Genomic DNA, 18,094 nt, shown 5'->3' on the forward strand with positions numbered 1-18,094 from the left:
ATTACCCTTAACCTCAATTAGTTATAACTAGAAAAATGAACCGCGAAATCCAGGACAGTGATCTCATAATTCATAACTCATAATTCATCGCTCCCTTGCACATAATTCCTGCCATCGACCTTATTGAAGGAAAGTGCGTCCGCCTGACGCAGGGCGACTACGGCCAAAAGAAAATCTATAATGAAAAACCGCTGGAGGTAGCCAAGCAGTTTGAAGACGCCGGGCTCACCCGTTTGCATCTGGTAGATCTGGACGGGGCCAAAGCCAAAAAAGTCGTCAACTGGAAAGTGTTGGAAACCATCGCCTCCAAAACCAGCCTGCACGTGGATTTCGGTGGTGGTGTGCAGTCGGATGACGACTTGCGGGTCGTGTTCGAGTGCGGGGCCAAACAGGTGACTGGCGGCAGTGTGGCCGTGAAGCAGCCCGATGTGTTTGAAAGCTGGCTCAAAGAATACGGCGGCGAGAAGATCATTCTGGGGGCCGACGCCAAAAATGAAAAAATTGCCGTCAGTGGTTGGGAAGAGGGTACCAATCTGTGGGTATATGATTTTGTGGAGAAATACCAGGAAAAAGGCGTCAGGTACATCATCAGTACCGATGTGGCCAAGGACGGGCTTCTGCAGGGTCCTTCCTTTGATCTATACCGGAATCTGCAGGACAGGTGCCCCGACTTGCACATCATCGCCAGTGGCGGCGTCAGTAATATGAACGATCTTTACAAACTGGCCGAAATGAACCTCTACGGAGTCATTGTCGGCAAGGCGATCTACGAAGGCCGCGTAATCCTGGAAGATTTACGAAAATTGAATTTCTGATGCTGACCAAACGAATAATCCCCTGCCTGGATGTGAAGGACGGCCGCACCGTGAAGGGCGTCAATTTTGTGAACCTGCGCGATGCGGGCGACGCCGTGGAGCTGGGCGCACTCTACGCCGAACAGGGCGCCGACGAGCTGGTTTTCCTTGACATCACGGCCACCGTCGAGGGTAGGGGTACCTTTATAGAACTGGTCAGGCGCGTGGCACATACCATTAACATTCCTTTTACGGTAGGCGGCGGTATTTCGTCCAAAGCCGACGTGTCGGCCCTCCTGCACGCGGGGGCCGATAAGGTTTCCATCAATTCGGCGGCGGTGCGTAATCCCGGTCTTATCAATGAGCTGGCCCTCGAATTCGGCAGCCAGTGCATCGTCGTAGCCATCGATAGCCGCTATATACCGCACGTAGAGGACGTTCCCGAAGCGGGCGGCGATCACATCGTCCATACCCACGGCGGCCGTACCCCCACCGAAAAACGTACCATTGTCTGGGCCAAGGAAGTGGAAGACCGCGGTGCAGGTGAAATCCTGCTCACCTCGATGGACACCGACGGTACCAAGGCGGGTTTCGCCCTTGAACTCACGGCTACTGTTTCGGGTAACGCCAACATACCCGTCATTGCCTCGGGTGGGGCGGGTACCATGGCCCATTTTCAGGAAGTATTTACCACGGGTAAAGCCGATGCCGGGTTGGCCGCCAGTATTTTTCACTTTCGCGAAATCGACATTCCTGATCTGAAAAGGTACCTGCAGACTCAGGGCCTGCCTATGCGGATGACGAACTAAAAAGCAAATGGCTGCCGGCTGAGAGCCGGCAATCGCCCATCTACTGAACTATCTATGTCTCAAAAAATCGATTTTCAAAAATCTCCCGACGGTCTTCTGCCTGCAATCATTCAGGACTACGCAACGGGTAAAGTCCTCATGTTGGGCTACATGAACGCCGAGGCACTGGAAAAAACCCAGGCGGAAAACAAAGTGACGTTTTTCAGTCGCAGCAAACAACGGTTGTGGACCAAGGGCGAAACTTCCTCTAATTTTCTGAATGTCAAAGAAATTCGGATCGACTGTGACGGGGATACCATCCTGATCAAGGCCGCCCCCGATGGCCCTACCTGCCATACCGGAGCCGACACCTGTTTCAATGAGGATAATGACGGACAGGCGCTGTTTCTGAACTACCTACAGAAGAAAATCATCCGCGACCGGAAGGAGAATCCATCCGAGTCCTCCTATACTACCTCGCTTTTCAATCGGGGGGTAAACAAGATTGCGCAGAAAGTGGGAGAAGAAGCCGTGGAGGTCGTCATTGAGGCCAAAGATTCCAACGACGACCTTTTCAAAGGGGAGGTAGCCGACCTGCTGTTCCATTTATTGGTATTGCTCGAACACAAAAACATTGACTTAGATGAAGTAATTAGCGTACTTCGTACCCGTCACCGTTAACCTCTATACTGCATGGGCTTATTAATACGATTAGTAATCAGCACCGTAGCCATCATGATTGCGGGCTATTTATTGGATGGCGTAGTCGTTTCCAACCTCACCTCTGCTATCATTGCCGCCATTGTGCTCGGCTTCCTCAACGCATTCGTACGGCCGGTCTTGCAGATCCTGGCCCTGCCTATCACGATCCTGACCCTGGGACTATTCTATTTCGTCATCAATATCCTGATGATTTATCTGGCAGCAGCCCTGGTCGATGGATTCGCCATAAGAGACCTTATTTCAGCCATTCTTTTTGCGCTGATTGTAGCAGTCATCTCGGGCATTCTGGGCATGTTTGCCGACTGACCCGGCTCGTTGCTGATGCCACTTAACTTATACTACTAGCAAAAACGCGGGCGGTCGATTTAGTACCTTTGTTAAATTTTCGAACCCGTCCGTAACTGTTTTACCACCCAGAAAAACCGGATGCAGCAAAAGAATGATAAAATAGCGGCCCTCTTGCAGAAAAAGCGTACCGAGCAAAAGAAATCCTTTGCGGTATTGCTCGATCCTGATAAGATTGACTTTTCTTCTTTTCCCGACTTTCTGCGTAAGGCCACGGAACACAAGGTTGATTTTTTCTTTGTGGGAGGCAGTCTGGTAACACACTATGCCCTCGACCGACTGGTGGCGGCCATTCATCAGCATACCACGATCCCCGCCATCCTGTTTCCGGGCAACAGCCTGCATATCGAACCCAGTGCCGACGCCATTCTGCTGCTTTCGCTCATCTCCGGCCGTAATCCCGAACTTCTGATCGGGCAACACGTCATTGCGGCGCCCGTGCTGCGCCAGAGCAGACTGGAAATTCTGCCGACGGGCTACATGCTGGTGGAAAGTGGCAAGCTCACGACGGTATCCTACATTAGCAACACGATTCCCATGCCGCACGACAAGCCCAGCGTAGCTGCCTGCACGGCCATGGCCGGAGAAATGCTCGGTTTGCGGCTCATGTACCTCGACGCGGGCAGTGGCGCCCAGTACGCCGTGCCGGATACCATCATCGCCGCCGTACGGGCCGTTACCCAGACCCCCCTGATCGTAGGGGGCGGGATCAATACCGGCGAAAAGGCCTATGCGGCCCTCGAAGCCGGCGCGGATGTGATCGTGGTAGGGAACGGCATTGAGCACAATCCGCTCCTTCTTCCCGAAATAGCACAATGCGTACAGTCCTTCAACCAGAATTCCATAAATACCATCTGAGGTGATAAGTACCACCGGGGATTGCATTGCATAAAAACAATGTAGTGCATGAATTTCTAAGGAAATTTTAAGTTCTTAGAAAAATACAAACTACATTTTTTTGCAATTCGATTATTAGTAGTAGTTTTGTGCCACAAACCTTATAAAACACTACAAAAATGAAAAAAGTACTTGCATTCGCATTCGTAGCTGGCATGATTGCTTTCGCATCTTGCACCAGCAAGCCTTCTGAGGACGCCGCTGTTGATACAACGACCATGACTATGGACGCTGACACAATGATGGACATGGACACGATGGCTATGGACACGATGATGACTGACACTTTGTAAGAAATTACACCGTCAGAAATCCCAAGGATAGCTCTATGAAAATAGGGCTATCTTTTTTTATTTAGGGGTATGGAAAAAAATCATTTTCTGGCACCCTGGCTTCCGGCTCCAGCCCTCACTTACTGTGCGGCGCTCTGGGAGCAGCATCAGTTTGAGCTGCGTATAGTGCGGCCCCGGCGCAGCCGACTGGGTGATTTTACGAAAAAACCGCACGAACGCTCCCGCATTACGGTCAATTCCAACCTCAATCCGTATAGCTTTCTGATCACCTACCTGCATGAGGTGGCGCATCATGTGGTGTACTCTGTCCGTTATAAAAAGAAAATAGCACCTCATGGCCCTGAATGGAAGAGTGCCTTTCAGGAATTACTTGGCCCGGTGCTAAGCACTACCTGTTTTCCCGAAGACGTGCTACTCCCTTTGCAACGGTACGCCCTGAATCCCAAAGCCTCCACGGGCAGTGACACCGCTCTGGTTCAGGCGCTCGCCCGATATAATCAAACCCTGGTGGAACCGAATAAAAAATCGCTGATGCACCTAAGCGAAGGCGTAAATTTCGTTTTCCAGAAAAGGGAATTCATTCGTGGCCCTTTGCGACGAACCCGCGTACTGTGCGTTGAAAAAAACTCCCGCCGTCGCTATACGATCCCAGCCCATGCTTTAGTGGAAGAATGTTAATTAGTTGAAACCGGATCGCCGGTGCGCTTGAAAGTTGAAAAATGGAAAGTTTTTACGTAGGCACTATACAGTCCAACGTCTGATAATTGGTCTGGTGCTCTTGGCTGTCATAGGCATAAGAGGAAGATGTTACGCTCAGGTACCCTCCGTGCTGGCCGAAGGTACCTGGTACAAAGTTGCCGTTACCCAGTCGGGCGTATACCGGATCGATGCCGGGAAGCTACGCGAAATGGGCATCAATGTGGCCGGATTGAACCCCAAGAATCTGCAAATGTACGGCAATGGGGGCGCCATGTTGCCGCAAAGCAACGCATTGCCGCGTCCCGTCGATCTTATTCAGCTTGCCATTTGGGTAAAAGGTGAGGCAGATAACCGTTTCGATGAATCCGATGCGCTGTACTTCTACGCCGAAGGGCCGCACGTGGTACGCTTCGATTCAGCGCAAAAATCCTTCACCCATCAGATCAATGCCTACTCCGATAGCGGCTACTATTACCTGACTGTCGGCGCACAGCCGGGCTTGCGCGTGGTGGATGTTGCTTCCCAAACAAACACAGGTACCCCGATAGATCAGTTTGACGACTACTGGTTTCATGAAGAAGAAACCGTCAACCACCTGCAATCGGGCCGGGAATGGTGGGGCGAGTACCTGGGCTTATCGGGGCAGGTACATCTTAAAGCTGAGTTACCGGGTGTGGTACCCAATTCGGTCGCTTTGCTTCGGGGTGCAGGTATTGCGTCGGCGCAGGTACCTACCCGCCTGCTCTGGCGGGTCAATGGACAGGATGTGGGCGAACAGTCGCAAGGAACCGTCAGTACCTACCGCTACGATCTGAAAGCACAGCGCAGCGAAAAGAGCTACACTTTTACTTTGGACAATACGCCTACGGCCACTTTCGATATTGGAGTCGAATTTGACAAGAATGGCCAAAGCAACGCCCAGGCCTACTTGGATTACGCCGCTTTGCAGATAAAACGACAGCTCCGTGCCTACGCAACGCAGCAAATCTACCGTTTCCTGCCTGGGGCGGACTCTTCTGTTACTTATTCATTTAAAGATATACCCACGGATTGGCAGTGGTGGGATATTTCAGACCCGCCGCGCCCGCAAAAGGGTACCTTAATACGCAGCGCCGACGCAACGGCAGAATTCAATGCTGCCGATGGCCATACGGTACGCACCTACGTTGGCTTCTCCCTCTCACAGGCCGGAGAACCTCTGGACTGGCAAAAGGTACCCAACCAAAACCTACACGCTCTGGCCGTTCCTGATTTGCTGATCATTACGCCCGCAACCTGGCAAAATGAAGCGTTGCGCCTGGCGGATTTCCGTCAGAAAAACGACGGGTTAAAAACTGCCGTAGTAACAACCGAACAGGTGTTTAACGAATTTTCAGCGGGAAAGCCTGATCCCACCGCGCTTCGGGATTTGGTAAGGTACCTTTACCAGCAGAATCCGGACCGCCTGCGCTACCTGTTACTTTTCGGCGATGCTACCTACGACTATAAGAACCGCAGTGGTACCCAGTCGGCCACGCAACAGCGGCAGTGGGTACCTGTGTACGAGAGCCGCGAGTCGCTGCATCCGGTTTTCACCTATTCTTCCGACGATTATTTTGGTTTCCTGGACGACCAGGAAGGCGAATGGCTGGAAACTCCGGCGGGTGATCATGCGCTGGATTTGGGCATTGGGCGCCTGCCCGTCAAATCGCGCGAAGAAGCCCGTACGGTCGTGGATAAGTTGATTCATTATGGTGCTTCGCCCCAGACGTTGGGACGCTGGCGTAACCGGATTAGTTTTGTGGCCGACGATGGCGACGGAAACATCCACCAGCAGCATGCCGATCTGCTGGCCACTCAAATCCAGGATCGCTTTCTGGCTCAGCGCCTCTTCGTCGATGCCTTTCCGCACGTCATTTCTCCCGAAGGCGTCAAAACGCCCGACCTGAACGCCACGATCCGGCAGCGGATCAACGAAGGTACCCTGATCCTGAATTACACCGGCCATGGGGGTACCACAGGCTGGGCCGAAGAACAAATTCTGACCCTGGCCGACATGCAATCTGTGCGCGGCTACGACAATCTACCGCTACTGCTGACGGCAACCTGTGAGTTCGGCCGCTATGACGACCCGGCCGTGGTTTCCGGAGCCGAACTGATGGTGCTTAGTCCCCGAGGAGCGGCCATCGGGGCGCTTACCACAACCCGACCGGTCTTTTCGAGTACTAATTTTTCCCTGAACAAAGCCTTTTATGAAGCTTTGGCCGCCGGAAATGCCGCGACACGTGTGGGCGATTTGATGAAGCATACCAAGAACAATAGCCTGAGCGGCAGCCTCAACCGGAATTTTGCCTTACTGGGCGACCCGTCCATGCAACTGGCACAAGCCGAATATGAAGTAAAATGGGCAACTGAACCGGACACCCTGAGTGCCCTGAAAAAAGTGACACTAAAGGGTACCATCCATCAACAGGGTACCCCGCAGACCGCTACCAGTTTCGACGGAACGGCTTCAGTTACGGTGTACGATAAGCCTGTCCGTTTTCGTACCAATGGTGAAGGAGGCACGGCTGCCGAGTACAGCGAACTAAGAAACAAACTGTATGATGGGCTGGTGACTGTGAAACAGGGCCAATTCACAGTAAGCTTTGTGGTACCCCGTAATATCGACTACCGCCCCGGCCCTGGCCGTGTGAGTGTGTACGCTATCCGGAGCGACAGCCTGGCCGATGCCGCCGGACAACTCGATATTTGGGTAGGAGGAGCCGACGCAAGCCCAGCCGACCAGACGCCTCCACAGCTTACCGCTTACCTCAACGACAGTACCTTCCGGGATGGGCAGACGGTACCCGCCAATTCTGTGTTGTGGATCAGGGCCTCTGACGAGAGCGGTATCAGTATTTCCTCGGCGGGCCTGGGACAGAATCCTACGGCTATACTGAACGACACGGTCACTTATGTGTTGAATGACTATTTTCAGGCCCAGCCTAACGACTATCAGCAGGGTACCTTCCGTTTTCCGCTGGATGATCTTCCTGCGGGAAGCTATACACTCCGGATAAAAATCTGGGACAATTATACTAATTCAGCCGAACAGACGTTGCGATTTATAGTCGCCGGGGAGCGCGGAATCCGACTGAGTACTTCTACGCTCTTCCCCAACCCATTCAAAGAGCGACTATCGTTCACTATCGCGCACAACCGGCCGGAAGAAGACATAGAGCTTACGATCCGGCTGTTCAGTATATCAGGCCAGTTAATACATACATTTAACCATATATACTATGCCAGCGAACCACTTCTTACCGGAACGATCGAGTTAAATGCCAGCAGCCTTTTTATTGATCCAAAAATTACCCTATACTTGTACGATGTACAAATACGTTCTATCCAAGATCAAACTACGGCCCGACAAGCTGGAAAGCTGTTGCACACCCCCTGATGATGACGAATTGGGCGGGTTAATTTAAATTTTGTAGTACTTTCGTGTTTCGTTAAATTAGACCCAACTCTCTCAGATACCGTCATTGCTCTTTACCGCCAAACCAAAGAAATATGAATCGTCTTTTCGTTAGTCTTTCTTCCGCTTTTCTCCTTTGCGGAGGATTCATGACCGCCCAAGCTCAGCTTGTCACGGGACAGGACACCACAGGTCGCATTCCCACCACTCCGCTTGCTTTCCTTAATTTCTCACCCGATGCCCGCTCTGCCGCGCTGGGTGATGCTGGAGTAGCCCTTAGCCCCGATGCCAACGCCACCTACTGGAATCCCGCCAAGCTGCCCTACCTGAAGGACGATTTTGGCGTGTCCTTATCGTATACCCCGTGGTTGCGCAATCTGGTGGATGATATGTACTTTACCTACCTGACGGGCTACAAGAAGGTAGCCAAAGGGCAGGTAGTGGCGCTTTCGGTTAACTATTTCGATCTGGGCGTGCTGGATTTTCGCAACAACGTAGGTGCCAATACTGGTACTTTCAACTCCCGGGAGTTTATGGTAGGGGCCACCTACGGCCGTCAGCTGGGCGAAAATTTTTCGGTCGGACTAACGTTAAAATATGTCAATTCCAATTTGGCGGGTAGTTCCATTGTAAATAACATTTCAATCCGCCCGGCTTCCACAGCCGCAGGTGATATCAGCGCCTACTATAAGAAAGAATTCAACAACGAAGAAACGGGCAGTAACCTTACCTGGTCGTGGGGACTGATGATCTCCAACTTGGGTGGCAAGGTGTCGTATGGTAGTTCCGATAAGTACTTTATCCCTACCAATTTCAAATTGGGGACCGGTCTTTCCTTCACCGCCGATGGGCGTAACCGTTTTAATTTCGTCCTCGATGCTAACAAACTGATGGTACCTACCCCGCCCGTCTATGTGATACAGAACAACCAACCCGTCGTAGTCCGGGGTCGCGACCCTCGGGACTTGTCCACCCTGGGTGGTATCTTCGGCTCGTTCGCCGATGCGCCCGATGGGTTTAGCGAAGAGTTGAAAGAAATCATGATTTCGACCGGTGTCGAATACTGGTACAACGACGTATTCGCGGCCCGCTTCGGCTATTTTAGTGAGAGCCGGATGAAGGGCGACCGCAAGTACTTTACGGTCGGTTTTGGAGCACGTTTCCAGGAAAAATACGGAGTGGATTTCGCCTACCTCATGCCCCAGCGGCAAGGAAGCCCCCTGGCTCAGACCTTACGCATTTCGTTATCCATGAATCTGAAAAAGAAAGACCGGACGCTGCTCGAGGAGGAGTTGGAAAACTAGTCGCAGGTACCTTTCTTTTTTCTGGAATGACGTCCCCTCAGGATGTCATTCTTTTTTATACCCCACCTACCCTATGCATCTAGACCGAACCATTGCCCCGCCTTTTCAGGTAATCCGCCATATCAACTTGCCTGCCGTCGAAACCCTGACGCTGGACAACGGCTTGCCCCTGCACGTTATCAACATCGGCGATCAGCCCATAGTCCGGCTGGAATGTCTTTTTGAGGCTGGTACCTGGTACGAATCCACGCCGGGAGCCTCCTATTTTGCCATCAAAATGCTGCCTGAGGGTACCTCTGCCCGCGGATCGGCCGAGATTAGTGCGGCCTTCGACCGGGTGGGTGCCTTTACCGAGATGAGCCACACGTCCGACCGTTCGGGCATTGTGGTATACTGTCTGGCGCGTTTCCTACCAGAGGTACTGCCCGTGGTGCAGGAGCTTATAGCCGAAGCTTCTTTTCCGGAAAAAGAATGGAATGACCTGCGCAACATCACTTTACAGAATCATCGTGTCAATTGGGAAAAGAACGCTTTCCGCGCTACGGCCCATTTTCGGGAAGCCATCTTCGGGCCGGCACATCCCTACGGCCACCAACGTGACGAGGAGCAGATCATTGGATTAGCGAAGGAGGAAGCCATAGCCCACTACAAATCCCAGATTCAGCACGCTCCCTACCGGCTGGTCATGGCAGGCAAGGTAGGCCGCGAAGAAATTGATGCGGTGAATGCTTTTCTGGGGAAAGGTACCCCCTTCGCTGATACGGAGCAGACTTCACCCTCGTTTGTATTGAACCCGACCGACCAAAAGCAACTTACCATAGAACGGCCCGAAAGTCTACAATCGTCCATCCGGTACGGCAAACGGTTATTCACCCGCCATCACCCTGATTATTATAAAATGTTGGTTACGAACGAGATTCTGGGGGGATACTTCGGATCGAGGCTCATGAAGAACATCCGGGAAGAAAAAGGACTTACCTATGGCATTTCGTCCAACGTTTCGACTCTCCGGCACGAGGGGTACTTTATGATTGGAACGGACGTAAAGAAAGAATTCACCCAACAGACCCTGAGCGAGATTCGTAAGGAAATAAGCCTGCTACAAACGGTACCCGTACCCGAAGACGAACTGCAGACCGTCAAGAATTTTATGGCCGGCGAGTTTGCCGGTTCACTCAACACCGCCTTCGATGTGGCCGACCGTCAGAAAATTCTGATCATGGATGGCCTTCCCGCCGATTTCTTTGACCGATACATTGAGCAAATTCACGCCACGACCGCCGAGGACATCATGTACCTTGCCCAAACACATCTGGCGCTTGACACCATGACCGAAGTAGTCGTCGGCGGTATGTAAAGACGCTATGAGTAGCGTACCTACAAGGAAATCAATCCCAGGACAATAGCAATCACCGCCGCTCCGATCATCGGGCCGACGACCGGAATCCAGCCGTAGCTCCAGTCAGAGCCTCCTTTGCCCGGAATGGGTAGTAGGGCGTGCGCCAGGCGGGGGCCCAGATCGCGCGCCGGATTGATGGCGTAACCCGTGGGACCACCCAATGACAGTCCGATGCTCCACACCAGCAACCCCACCAGGTAGGGCCCCAGGCCCACCTGGATGCCTTCTACTTTGCTGATGGCCGTTACGCCTACGATCAACACGATGGTACCCAGTATTTCGCTGATCAGGTTAGGTACCGTAGAACGAATGGCAGGATCCGTCGCAAAGCAGGCTAGTTTGGCGGCAGGGTCTTCGGTAGCCCTCCAATGTGGTAGGTATTGCAACCATACCAGCACGGCCCCGAGAAATGCTCCCAGCATCTGAGCGGGTACATAGGTGGCAATTTTCGAAAAATCGTTCGTAAGGATGGCATCGGCCAGCGTAACGGCGGGGTTGATGTGCGCGTCGGCGCTACCGAAGGCATTGGCCGTAAAGATACCCATAGCTACGGCCAAGCCCCAACCCGTGGCAATTACAATCCAGCCGCTATTATGGCCTTTGGTTTTTTGTAGCACCACATTGGCCACTACGCCGTCGCCCAGCAAGAGCAGAACGGTGGTACCGATTAATTCACCTAAGAAGGGAGAGGAAACCATACATTTTTGAGAAAAAAAATTGGGAAGAAGGTTTGGGGCGGCAAATACGGGAATTGTGTCAAAATATCCATAATAAATGCCAAAATAACATTTTAGGTCCTTTATCGGCCTCGTAAAGGGTTAATTCAGTTAACTTTGCGCCTCTAAAAAATAAATCTTCCTTACACTATGAATTTGAACCAATTGACGGCCATTTCGCCCGTAGACGGCCGCTACCATAAACAGGTCACCGAGCTTTCGTCTTATTTCTCGGAGTATGCGCTCATTTATTACCGGATCATGGTAGAGGTGGAGTACTTTATTGCGCTCTGCGATCTGCCGCTTCCCCAGTTAAAAGAAATAGACAAGTCTTTTTACCCGAAACTCCGCGACATATACAAGAATTTCAGCGAAGCGGAGGCACTCCACATCAAGGAGATCGAAAAAGAAACCAACCACGATGTAAAGGCCGTCGAATATTTCCTCAAAGAGAAATTCGAGACGCTGGGGCTGGAAAAGTACCTGGAATTTATTCACTTCGGCCTTACTTCTCAGGATATCAACAATACGGCCATTCCGTTGTCGCTCAAAGATGCTCTCGAACGGCAGGTGAAGCCCCTATTCCGGCAGGTACTTTTTGTGCTTAAGCGAATGACCATTGAATGGCGCCATGTACCTATGCTGGCCTACACGCATGGGCAGCCCGCTTCTCCTACGCGGGTAGGAAAGGAGTTTCTGGTGTTTGTGGAGCGTTTGGAACGCCAGTTCGAATTGCTGGACCATGTTCCCTACTCGGCCAAATTTGGTGGAGCAACAGGCAATTTCAACGCTCACCACGTAGCCTATCCTGACATTAATTGGATGGAATTCGCCAATCACTTTGTGGATGGCCTGGGACTGAAACGTAGCCGCCATACTACCCAAATCGAACACTACGACAACCTGGCCGCTACCTTCGATGGCCTGAAACGCCTGAATACTATTCTGCTGGATTTGAACCGTGACCTCTGGACGTACATCTCCATGCACTTTTTCAAGCAGAAAATCAAAGCGGGAGAAATAGGCTCGTCGGCCATGCCCCATAAGGTCAATCCCATCGACTTTGAAAACTCAGAGGGAAATCTGGGGATTGCCAACGCCTTATTCGACCACTTTTCGTCCAAGCTACCCATTTCGCGCCTGCAACGCGACCTGACCGACTCCACCGTACTTCGTAATATCGGGGTACCCATTGCGCATCAGGTTATTGCCCTGCACTCGCTGCTGAAAGGATTGGGAAAACTGGAACTGAACGAGCAGGTGATTCGCGCCGAACTGGAAGAAAACTGGGTCGTGGTATCCGAAGGCATTCAGACTATCCTACGTCGCGAAGGGTACCCCAAACCCTATGAAGCGCTGAAAGAGCTTACCCGTACCAATCAACACGTAACGCACGAAACCCTCACCCGATTCATCGAAACACTCGACGTGTCGGAAGAGATACGCCAGGAGTTACGTACCATTACCCCCTTCAACTATCTGGGAGTGGTGGAGTAGAGGCAGGAGAAAAAACAGGTACCCTACCTACCCTTGCGAAAGTTCTGTGGCGCGTTTTTGAGCGGCGTGGATACCCTGCGTGAGGGCATCGGCCAGTTTGCCCGCCTCGAAGCCCCGTAGAGCCGCCTCGGTGGTACCCCCCTTGGACGCTACCGCTTTGATCAGCTCATCCAGGGATCGGTCGGCGTTGTTGATCAGGTGGTACGACCCCAGCATGGTCTGCTTGACCAGTAAAGTAGCCACGGATTCTTCGAAACCCATTTGCTTGCCCGCTTCGATCATGGTTTTTACCAGATAGAAAAAATACGCCGGGCCGCTGCCACTCAGAGCCGTGACGGCATCCAGTTGGCTTTCATCTTCCAGAAAAACCGAACGCCCGGTGGCATTGATTAGGTTTTCGACCTTACGCAACTGGTTTCGGTCCACTTCCGGCGAGGCAGCATAGGCCGTAATGCCCATGCCCAGCATGGCGGGCGTATTGGGCATAGCCCGCACCACTGCCCGGTGGTTTAGGGTACCCTGAATGGTCTGGATGGCGATGCCGGCCATAATCGAAAAAACGATCTGTTCCGGCCGGATTACTTGTTGCAACGATTCGGCTACGAGCAGATAATCCTGCGGCTTAACGGAGAGAATCACCAGGTCGTAGTCTCCGATTTTGGGGTCAATGATACCCGTCAGAACCCCGGGCTGAAAACCCCGCAGGCTTTCCATGCGTTCCGGGCTTTTCTCCACCAGCAGGAAGTCTTCTTTTTTGACCAGATCAAATTTCAGAAAGGCGCGGGCAAAGGCCATGCCCATATTGCCGCAGCCTATAATCGCAATTTTCATAGTGAGAGGTTTACAGATCTCTGGTGATTTTTGGAGGCGCAAGATAACAAGAAAGCCCGACGCAGGGCCGGGCTTTCAGTTTCTTTATGACAAATCGGGGTAGGTTACTCTTCCCCGAGCAGCTCACTCAGTTTAGCTTCCAGCGACGGTCCCCGCAGGTTCTTGGCAATTACTTTGCCTTCCTTATCCAGCAGATAGGTAGCCGGAATGGCGTTGACGCCGTAGGTTTGGGCTACGGCCGAATTCCAGAATTTCAGGTCAGAGCCGTGGGTCCAGGTCAGGCCATCTTTTTTGATCGCTCCAAGCCACGCATTTTTGTCCTTGTCCAGCGAAACCCCGTAAATGGCAAAGCCTTTGTCTTTGTATTTATTATAAAGCTTCACCACGTTGGGGTTCTCCATGCGGCAGGGACCGCACCAGGAAGCCCAGAAGTCGATCAGGACGTACTTGCCCCGTAGCGACGACAGCGCTATATCCTGCCCCTCGGGGTTATTCAGGGTAAAATCCGGAGCCTCATCTCCAACCGATACGCCCTTGATACGCTTGATGTACCCTACGTAGGCCTGTACGATTTTGGGCGAAGGGTTTTCTTTTTCAAAGCGCTGGGCAACGGCTTCCATTTCGGCAAAGTCGCGCTGGGGATTCAGCAGATTATTGGCGGCAAAAATAGCAACCAGCGAGCTACCCATTTCGGGTAGTAAAGCTTTGATTTTGGCTACGTGCTCGGTTTCGGCCTGCTGGAAGTTATTCTGGATCTCCTGCATTTTCTTCTCATCCTTCTTCTCGGTAGCCTTGGCGTACTCATCGTTCCATTTGTTTACGCGCGTTACCATGGACTGGTTGAGTTCCATGAGTTTGGCATAATAGTCCATGTTTTTGGAGCCCTTCACCTCGTACTTGCCGGGTGTACCTTTCGAGTCCTGCTCAAAACCGTCGGCCGTTACCGTGAAGTTTTCCCCACCTTCTACCAGCAGTATGATTTTCTGACGTCCGGCCAGGTCGAGCATGTAGAAATTACCACCTTCCTTCTCAGTACCTTTAATGGTGAAGGTACCATCAGCAGCCAGCGTGGTGGAATCCAGCGTGGTGGGTGGGTTGGTAGAGAACTGCAGGTAGACTTTTTCGCCCGCCGAGCCGTTTTTCACTTTACCCGTCACCGTAAATTCTTTGGGGGTAACGGCCTGTTGAGCAAATCCAGCCACATTGAGCAGCATGAAAAATGCAAGGTATTGTATCTTTTTCATTGATTCAGAGTTGATTGTATAGTTTTAACAGACCATGTTAACGCAGTTTATCGGCTAAAAGTTGGTTGATCAGCTTGGGATCTCCGTTGCCTTTCGATTTTTTCATCACTTCGCCCACAAAAAGTCCCATAAGCCCTTTCTTTCCTTTTTGGTAAGCCAGTACCTTATCCGGCATGGCTTGGAGTACCTCTTCTACCAACGTTTCAAGTTCGTTCGTATTGCGGTTTTGCAGCCAGTTGTTTGCTTCGGCCAGCTCGCGGGGCGAGCGCTGAGGTTCCTGGATTAAGGCCGGGAAAGCTTTTTGGGTAGCCGTCGAATGGCTAATGACCTGCGTTTCCACTAGTTCGATCAATTCGGCCAGGGTCTTTGGGGCTATGGGAAAAGCCGCAATTTCCGTACCGCTTTCGTTCAGGTAAGAGCGTACCGGCCCCATCAGCCAGTTGGAAGCAGTTTTGTAATACGTAGTCAGGCCGCACAATGTATCAAAATAGCGGGCCATGTCACGCGTATCGGTCAGGACGGCGGCATCGTAGGCCGGAACGCCATACTGTGCCGTGAATTTTTCCCGGAGTTCGCGCGGTAAGGCGGGCATGCGCTCACGTATTTCCTGAACTTTCTCTTCGGAAAGTTCCACCGGGCACAGGTCGGGATCGGGGAAATACCGGTAGTCATTCATGGTTTCCTTCACTCGCATGCCGTAGGTTTCGCCGGTTTCGGCGTCGAACATGCGCGTTTCCTGAAAGAGCGAATCACCGTTTTCCAGCGTCGCAACCTGCCGCCGCCGCTCGTATTCTACCGCCCGCATGATGTTACGGATGGAGTTCATGTTCTTAATCTCCACCTTGGTACCATACTCCTTCGCACCGACCTGTCGCACCGACACATTCACATCGCAGCGTAACGAGCCTTCCTCCATGTTACCGTCGCTGATGTCGAGGTACCTTACCAAGCGACGGATCTCGGTGACGAATGCCCCCGTTTCTTCCGCCGAGCGCAGGTCAGGTTCGGATACCATTTCTACCAGGGGGGTACCCGCGCGGTTGTAATCGAGCTGGGTGTCGGTGGTGTTGCCATCATGCACCGATTTTCCCGCATCCTCTTCCAGATGTATGTGATGAAAGCGGATGGCGCGTTCTGTAGTTTCGTTACCGGTACCTTTGGTCGAAACTATCACGCTGCCGCCCACGCAAATCGGGGCTTTGTCCTGCGAAATCTGGTAGCCCTTAGGTAGGTCGGGGTAGAAGTAATTCTTACGGTCAAAGATCGTGCGCGGACTAATGGCACAGCCACAGGCCAATCCCAGCCGTACCGCATATTCCACCGCTTTTTTGTTCAGTTTGGGCAAGGTACCCGGCAACGCCAGCGTCAGCGGACTGATATGGGTATTGGGCTCACCGCCAAAACGGTTGGTGTCGGACGCAAAAAGCTTGGATTCGGTGAGGAGTTGACAGTGTACTTCCAGACCAATGACGGTTTCGTATTGATTCAGAAGTTCGTCAGGTACCCCGGCCGGGGAAAGTTTTGTGGAAATCATAAGATCGTGGTTCTAGGCACAAAGATAGGGAGATGAAGCGGAAAACCGGAATGAGAGTATCGCTTACTCCCGCGCCGCCGCGACTAGCACCGAGAACCAGGAGTTGAATTCATTTCTTCCATCGTTTTTCAGATTTCGAAGTACCTCTTGGTAGCTAGGGGCAAAGTAGGACGCCAGCTCGAACATCTCTCTTGAACGCTCCGGCTCGTACAGGGTACCCGGCTGGTAATGGGCGATGCCCGCTGCTGCCCGTTGCCTGTCCAGTTCTACTTTGGTGTTCACCCATTCGGCATGTGTTTTCTCCCCCAGCGCGTAGGGCACTACATAGTCAACGGATTTGCGCAGGCTACCCCCGGCCGGGTTTTGGTAGTTGAAAGTCTGCAAGCCGTATTTGTTTTCGCTTAATTGATCCATCGTAATCGCAAGTGTCATTAGCGGTTTCAGGCCCGACACATGATAGCTCAGGGCATCGCGCTGCCGCAGGTCGCGGCTGGTGCCATCGCCGTAGAGCGCTTTGTCGATGTACCCCTTTGACTGTTCTATAGCATAGACAACGTAGGGTTCCCGGTTCAGAATCAGCCCGATAGTACCTACCAGTTTTATCTGTTTGGTCTTCCAGTTGTTTTCGGGCATGTTCGGAAAAGATATTTCAGCTTCCGCGATCTGCGCCAGCCAGTATCCGACCTTTTTCTGCTCCGATTCTGAAAAGTAACTTTTCATTGTCTGATAGCAATGAATCAGGGGCTCCAGCTTGTTTTCATTGATAGGGTTGCCCGTAGGCTCATAGGTACCCGCCCAAGCCAGGATGTAGGTTTTGGCCTTTTGTGCGTACAGTTTGTCCTGCGGCCCGTAGTAGGCAAATAGCCAGGCCGCCAATTTGTCCATATCCCGCAGGCTTTTTTCGGTATCGATCCGCCTGGTGTCTGTATCCAGCAACCCTTCGTAGTGGATTACCCGCAGCGGGCGAGGCGCGTCGTTCAGGTAGCCTTTGGCTTCTTCCTCGACTTTCAGCCATTGTGTCTTAGCGGAGGGGTTCGTTCTGATCAGTTCGGCCAGGTACCTTTGCTGGGATGGAGTCAGGAGAAGGGTTTCGGGTATGTCGGCCAGGGTAAAAAGTGGGGCTAGAAGAAAGGTGAAGCAGAATAGCCAGAGGTAGGTTCTCATAGTTAAAAGGATTCAACCAAATCTTGTCAAGTTGTCAGGAAAAAACTCTTTTTACTAAAAAGCAGCATCCATATCCATGAGAACATTGACCGTCGGAGAGTTAAAGGCTCAGTTTTCACAAATCATCAAGGATGTAAAGGCCGGAGAGGAAATAGCCGTTGCCTTTGGTAAAAAAAGGGAGGTAATCGCCTACCTTGTCCCCAAACCCGAACGCAAGCTAGGTATTTTGCAAGGTAAAGGAAAAGCGATCTTCACGGATGACTTCAAAATGACCGAAGAAGAATTTCTCGGGTTAGGAGTTATTTTTGTTTGCATAGGATCACCCAATCCGCAGCTCTCACTATTGCATAACTACTTTGGCGCTCCATTGGGGTTTATTCTATTAGTCAATATTCCAAAAATTGACAGCAGTAGGTAAGGAAAAGAG

The 18,094-nt window shown here is 51.9% G+C and carries 17 protein-coding genes; 12 read left to right on the forward strand and 5 right to left on the reverse strand.

Features of this window, described 5'->3' with window-relative positions:
* Window positions 1–95 precede the first annotated feature (95 nt).
* From hisA to GBK04_RS10175, 10 genes are all read left to right on the forward strand, one after another.
* The gene (hisA, locus tag GBK04_RS10135; protein WP_152759270.1) at window positions 96–815 is read left to right on the forward strand and encodes a 1-(5-phosphoribosyl)-5-[(5-phosphoribosylamino)methylideneamino]imidazole-4-carboxamide isomerase; all 720 of its coding nucleotides are present in this window, start codon (window positions 96–98) and stop codon (window positions 813–815) included.
* Window positions 815–1,603 carry an imidazole glycerol phosphate synthase subunit HisF gene (hisF, locus tag GBK04_RS10140; RefSeq protein ID WP_152759273.1) on the forward strand — a complete coding sequence of 263 codons (789 nt, stop codon included), beginning with the start codon at window positions 815–817 and terminating at the stop codon, window positions 1,601–1,603. The genes hisA and hisF overlap by 1 nt, the downstream gene beginning before the upstream one ends.
* A gap of 54 nt (window positions 1,604–1,657) precedes the next feature.
* Window positions 1,658–2,263 (forward strand): bifunctional phosphoribosyl-AMP cyclohydrolase/phosphoribosyl-ATP diphosphatase HisIE, encoded by a 606-nt coding sequence (gene hisIE / locus GBK04_RS10145; RefSeq protein WP_152759276.1) that lies wholly within the window; start codon window positions 1,658–1,660, stop codon window positions 2,261–2,263.
* A 12-nt stretch (window positions 2,264–2,275) separates the two neighbouring features.
* Window positions 2,276–2,611 (forward strand): phage holin family protein, encoded by a 336-nt coding sequence (locus tag GBK04_RS10150; protein ID WP_152759279.1) that lies wholly within the window; start codon window positions 2,276–2,278, stop codon window positions 2,609–2,611.
* Between the two features lie 120 nt (window positions 2,612–2,731).
* A complete protein-coding gene (locus tag GBK04_RS10155; RefSeq protein WP_152759282.1) occupies window positions 2,732–3,508 on the forward strand; it encodes a phosphoglycerol geranylgeranyltransferase in 777 nt (258 codons plus the stop codon).
* Window positions 3,509–3,666: 158 nt separating this feature from the next.
* Window positions 3,667–3,840, forward strand: a complete 174-nt coding sequence (locus tag GBK04_RS30500) for a hypothetical protein (protein ID WP_373330875.1) — start codon at window positions 3,667–3,669, stop codon at window positions 3,838–3,840.
* A 69-nt stretch (window positions 3,841–3,909) separates the two neighbouring features.
* Window positions 3,910–4,518: a hypothetical protein gene (locus GBK04_RS10160; protein ID WP_152759285.1), complete on the forward strand. Its 609-nt coding sequence runs from the start codon at window positions 3,910–3,912 to the stop codon at window positions 4,516–4,518.
* A 100-nt stretch (window positions 4,519–4,618) separates the two neighbouring features.
* A complete protein-coding gene (porU, locus tag GBK04_RS10165; protein ID WP_373330876.1) occupies window positions 4,619–7,960 on the forward strand; it encodes a type IX secretion system sortase PorU in 3,342 nt (1,113 codons plus the stop codon).
* A 113-nt stretch (window positions 7,961–8,073) separates the two neighbouring features.
* Window positions 8,074–9,282, forward strand: a complete 1,209-nt coding sequence (gene porV / locus GBK04_RS10170; RefSeq protein ID WP_152759288.1) for a type IX secretion system outer membrane channel protein PorV — start codon at window positions 8,074–8,076, stop codon at window positions 9,280–9,282.
* A gap of 73 nt (window positions 9,283–9,355) precedes the next feature.
* On the forward strand, window positions 9,356–10,639 hold the full coding sequence (locus tag GBK04_RS10175; RefSeq protein ID WP_152759291.1) for a M16 family metallopeptidase: 1,284 nt from the start codon (window positions 9,356–9,358) through the stop codon (window positions 10,637–10,639).
* A 20-nt stretch (window positions 10,640–10,659) separates the two neighbouring features.
* Here GBK04_RS10175 and GBK04_RS10180 read toward each other — a convergent pair whose 3' ends face one another.
* A complete protein-coding gene (locus GBK04_RS10180) occupies window positions 10,660–11,379 on the reverse strand; it encodes an MIP/aquaporin family protein (protein WP_152759315.1) in 720 nt (239 codons plus the stop codon).
* Between the two features lie 168 nt (window positions 11,380–11,547).
* On the opposite strand from GBK04_RS10180, the gene purB reads away from it, so the two are divergent.
* The gene (purB, locus tag GBK04_RS10185; RefSeq protein ID WP_152759317.1) at window positions 11,548–12,894 is read left to right on the forward strand and encodes an adenylosuccinate lyase; all 1,347 of its coding nucleotides are present in this window, start codon (window positions 11,548–11,550) and stop codon (window positions 12,892–12,894) included.
* Between the two features lie 27 nt (window positions 12,895–12,921).
* On the opposite strand, the gene proC is transcribed toward purB, so the two are convergent.
* The 4 genes from proC to GBK04_RS10205 all read right to left on the reverse strand — a co-directional run bounded on the left by proC (window position 12,922) and on the right by GBK04_RS10205 (window position 17,667).
* The gene (gene proC, locus GBK04_RS10190; RefSeq protein ID WP_152759320.1) at window positions 12,922–13,725 is read right to left on the reverse strand and encodes a pyrroline-5-carboxylate reductase; all 804 of its coding nucleotides are present in this window, start codon (window positions 13,723–13,725) and stop codon (window positions 12,922–12,924) included.
* A gap of 104 nt (window positions 13,726–13,829) precedes the next feature.
* Window positions 13,830–14,969, reverse strand: coding sequence for a redoxin domain-containing protein (locus tag GBK04_RS10195; protein WP_152759323.1), 1,140 nt, complete (start codon window positions 14,967–14,969; stop codon window positions 13,830–13,832).
* A gap of 37 nt (window positions 14,970–15,006) precedes the next feature.
* Window positions 15,007–16,503 (reverse strand): Asp-tRNA(Asn)/Glu-tRNA(Gln) amidotransferase subunit GatB, encoded by a 1,497-nt coding sequence (gatB, locus tag GBK04_RS10200; RefSeq protein WP_152759326.1) that lies wholly within the window; start codon window positions 16,501–16,503, stop codon window positions 15,007–15,009.
* A gap of 63 nt (window positions 16,504–16,566) precedes the next feature.
* Window positions 16,567–17,667: an alginate lyase family protein gene (locus GBK04_RS10205; RefSeq protein WP_152759329.1), complete on the reverse strand. Its 1,101-nt coding sequence runs from the start codon at window positions 17,665–17,667 to the stop codon at window positions 16,567–16,569.
* A 76-nt stretch (window positions 17,668–17,743) separates the two neighbouring features.
* On the opposite strand from GBK04_RS10205, the gene GBK04_RS30505 reads away from it, so the two are divergent.
* On the forward strand, window positions 17,744–18,085 hold the full coding sequence (locus tag GBK04_RS30505) for a type II toxin-antitoxin system Phd/YefM family antitoxin (protein WP_373330877.1): 342 nt from the start codon (window positions 17,744–17,746) through the stop codon (window positions 18,083–18,085).
* Window positions 18,086–18,094 lie beyond the last annotated feature (9 nt).

The sequence above is a fragment of the Salmonirosea aquatica genome (assembly GCF_009296315.1).
In the GTDB taxonomy this organism is placed as follows: Bacteria; Bacteroidota; Bacteroidia; order Cytophagales; family Spirosomataceae; genus Salmonirosea; species Salmonirosea aquatica.

Coding starts and splice junctions, on each gene's coding strand:
- hisF (WP_152759273.1), top strand. CDS start 815: ATGCTGACCAAACGAATAATCCCCTGCCTGGATGTGAAGGACGGCCGC.
- hisIE (WP_152759276.1), top strand. CDS start 1,658: ATGTCTCAAAAAATCGATTTTCAAAAATCTCCCGACGGTCTTCTGCCT.
- GBK04_RS10150 (WP_152759279.1), top strand. CDS start 2,276: ATGGGCTTATTAATACGATTAGTAATCAGCACCGTAGCCATCATGATT.
- GBK04_RS10155 (WP_152759282.1), top strand. CDS start 2,732: ATGCAGCAAAAGAATGATAAAATAGCGGCCCTCTTGCAGAAAAAGCGT.
- GBK04_RS30500 (WP_373330875.1), top strand. CDS start 3,667: ATGAAAAAAGTACTTGCATTCGCATTCGTAGCTGGCATGATTGCTTTC.
- GBK04_RS10160 (WP_152759285.1), top strand. CDS start 3,910: ATGGAAAAAAATCATTTTCTGGCACCCTGGCTTCCGGCTCCAGCCCTC.
- porV (WP_152759288.1), top strand. CDS start 8,074: ATGAATCGTCTTTTCGTTAGTCTTTCTTCCGCTTTTCTCCTTTGCGGA.
- GBK04_RS10175 (WP_152759291.1), top strand. CDS start 9,356: ATGCATCTAGACCGAACCATTGCCCCGCCTTTTCAGGTAATCCGCCAT.
- GBK04_RS10180 (WP_152759315.1), bottom strand. CDS start 11,379: ATGGTTTCCTCTCCCTTCTTAGGTGAATTAATCGGTACCACCGTTCTG.
- purB (WP_152759317.1), top strand. CDS start 11,548: ATGAATTTGAACCAATTGACGGCCATTTCGCCCGTAGACGGCCGCTAC.
- proC (WP_152759320.1), bottom strand. CDS start 13,725: ATGAAAATTGCGATTATAGGCTGCGGCAATATGGGCATGGCCTTTGCC.
- GBK04_RS10195 (WP_152759323.1), bottom strand. CDS start 14,969: ATGAAAAAGATACAATACCTTGCATTTTTCATGCTGCTCAATGTGGCT.
- gatB (WP_152759326.1), bottom strand. CDS start 16,503: ATGATTTCCACAAAACTTTCCCCGGCCGGGGTACCTGACGAACTTCTG.
- GBK04_RS10205 (WP_152759329.1), bottom strand. CDS start 17,667: ATGAGAACCTACCTCTGGCTATTCTGCTTCACCTTTCTTCTAGCCCCA.
- GBK04_RS30505 (WP_373330877.1), top strand. CDS start 17,744: ATGAGAACATTGACCGTCGGAGAGTTAAAGGCTCAGTTTTCACAAATC.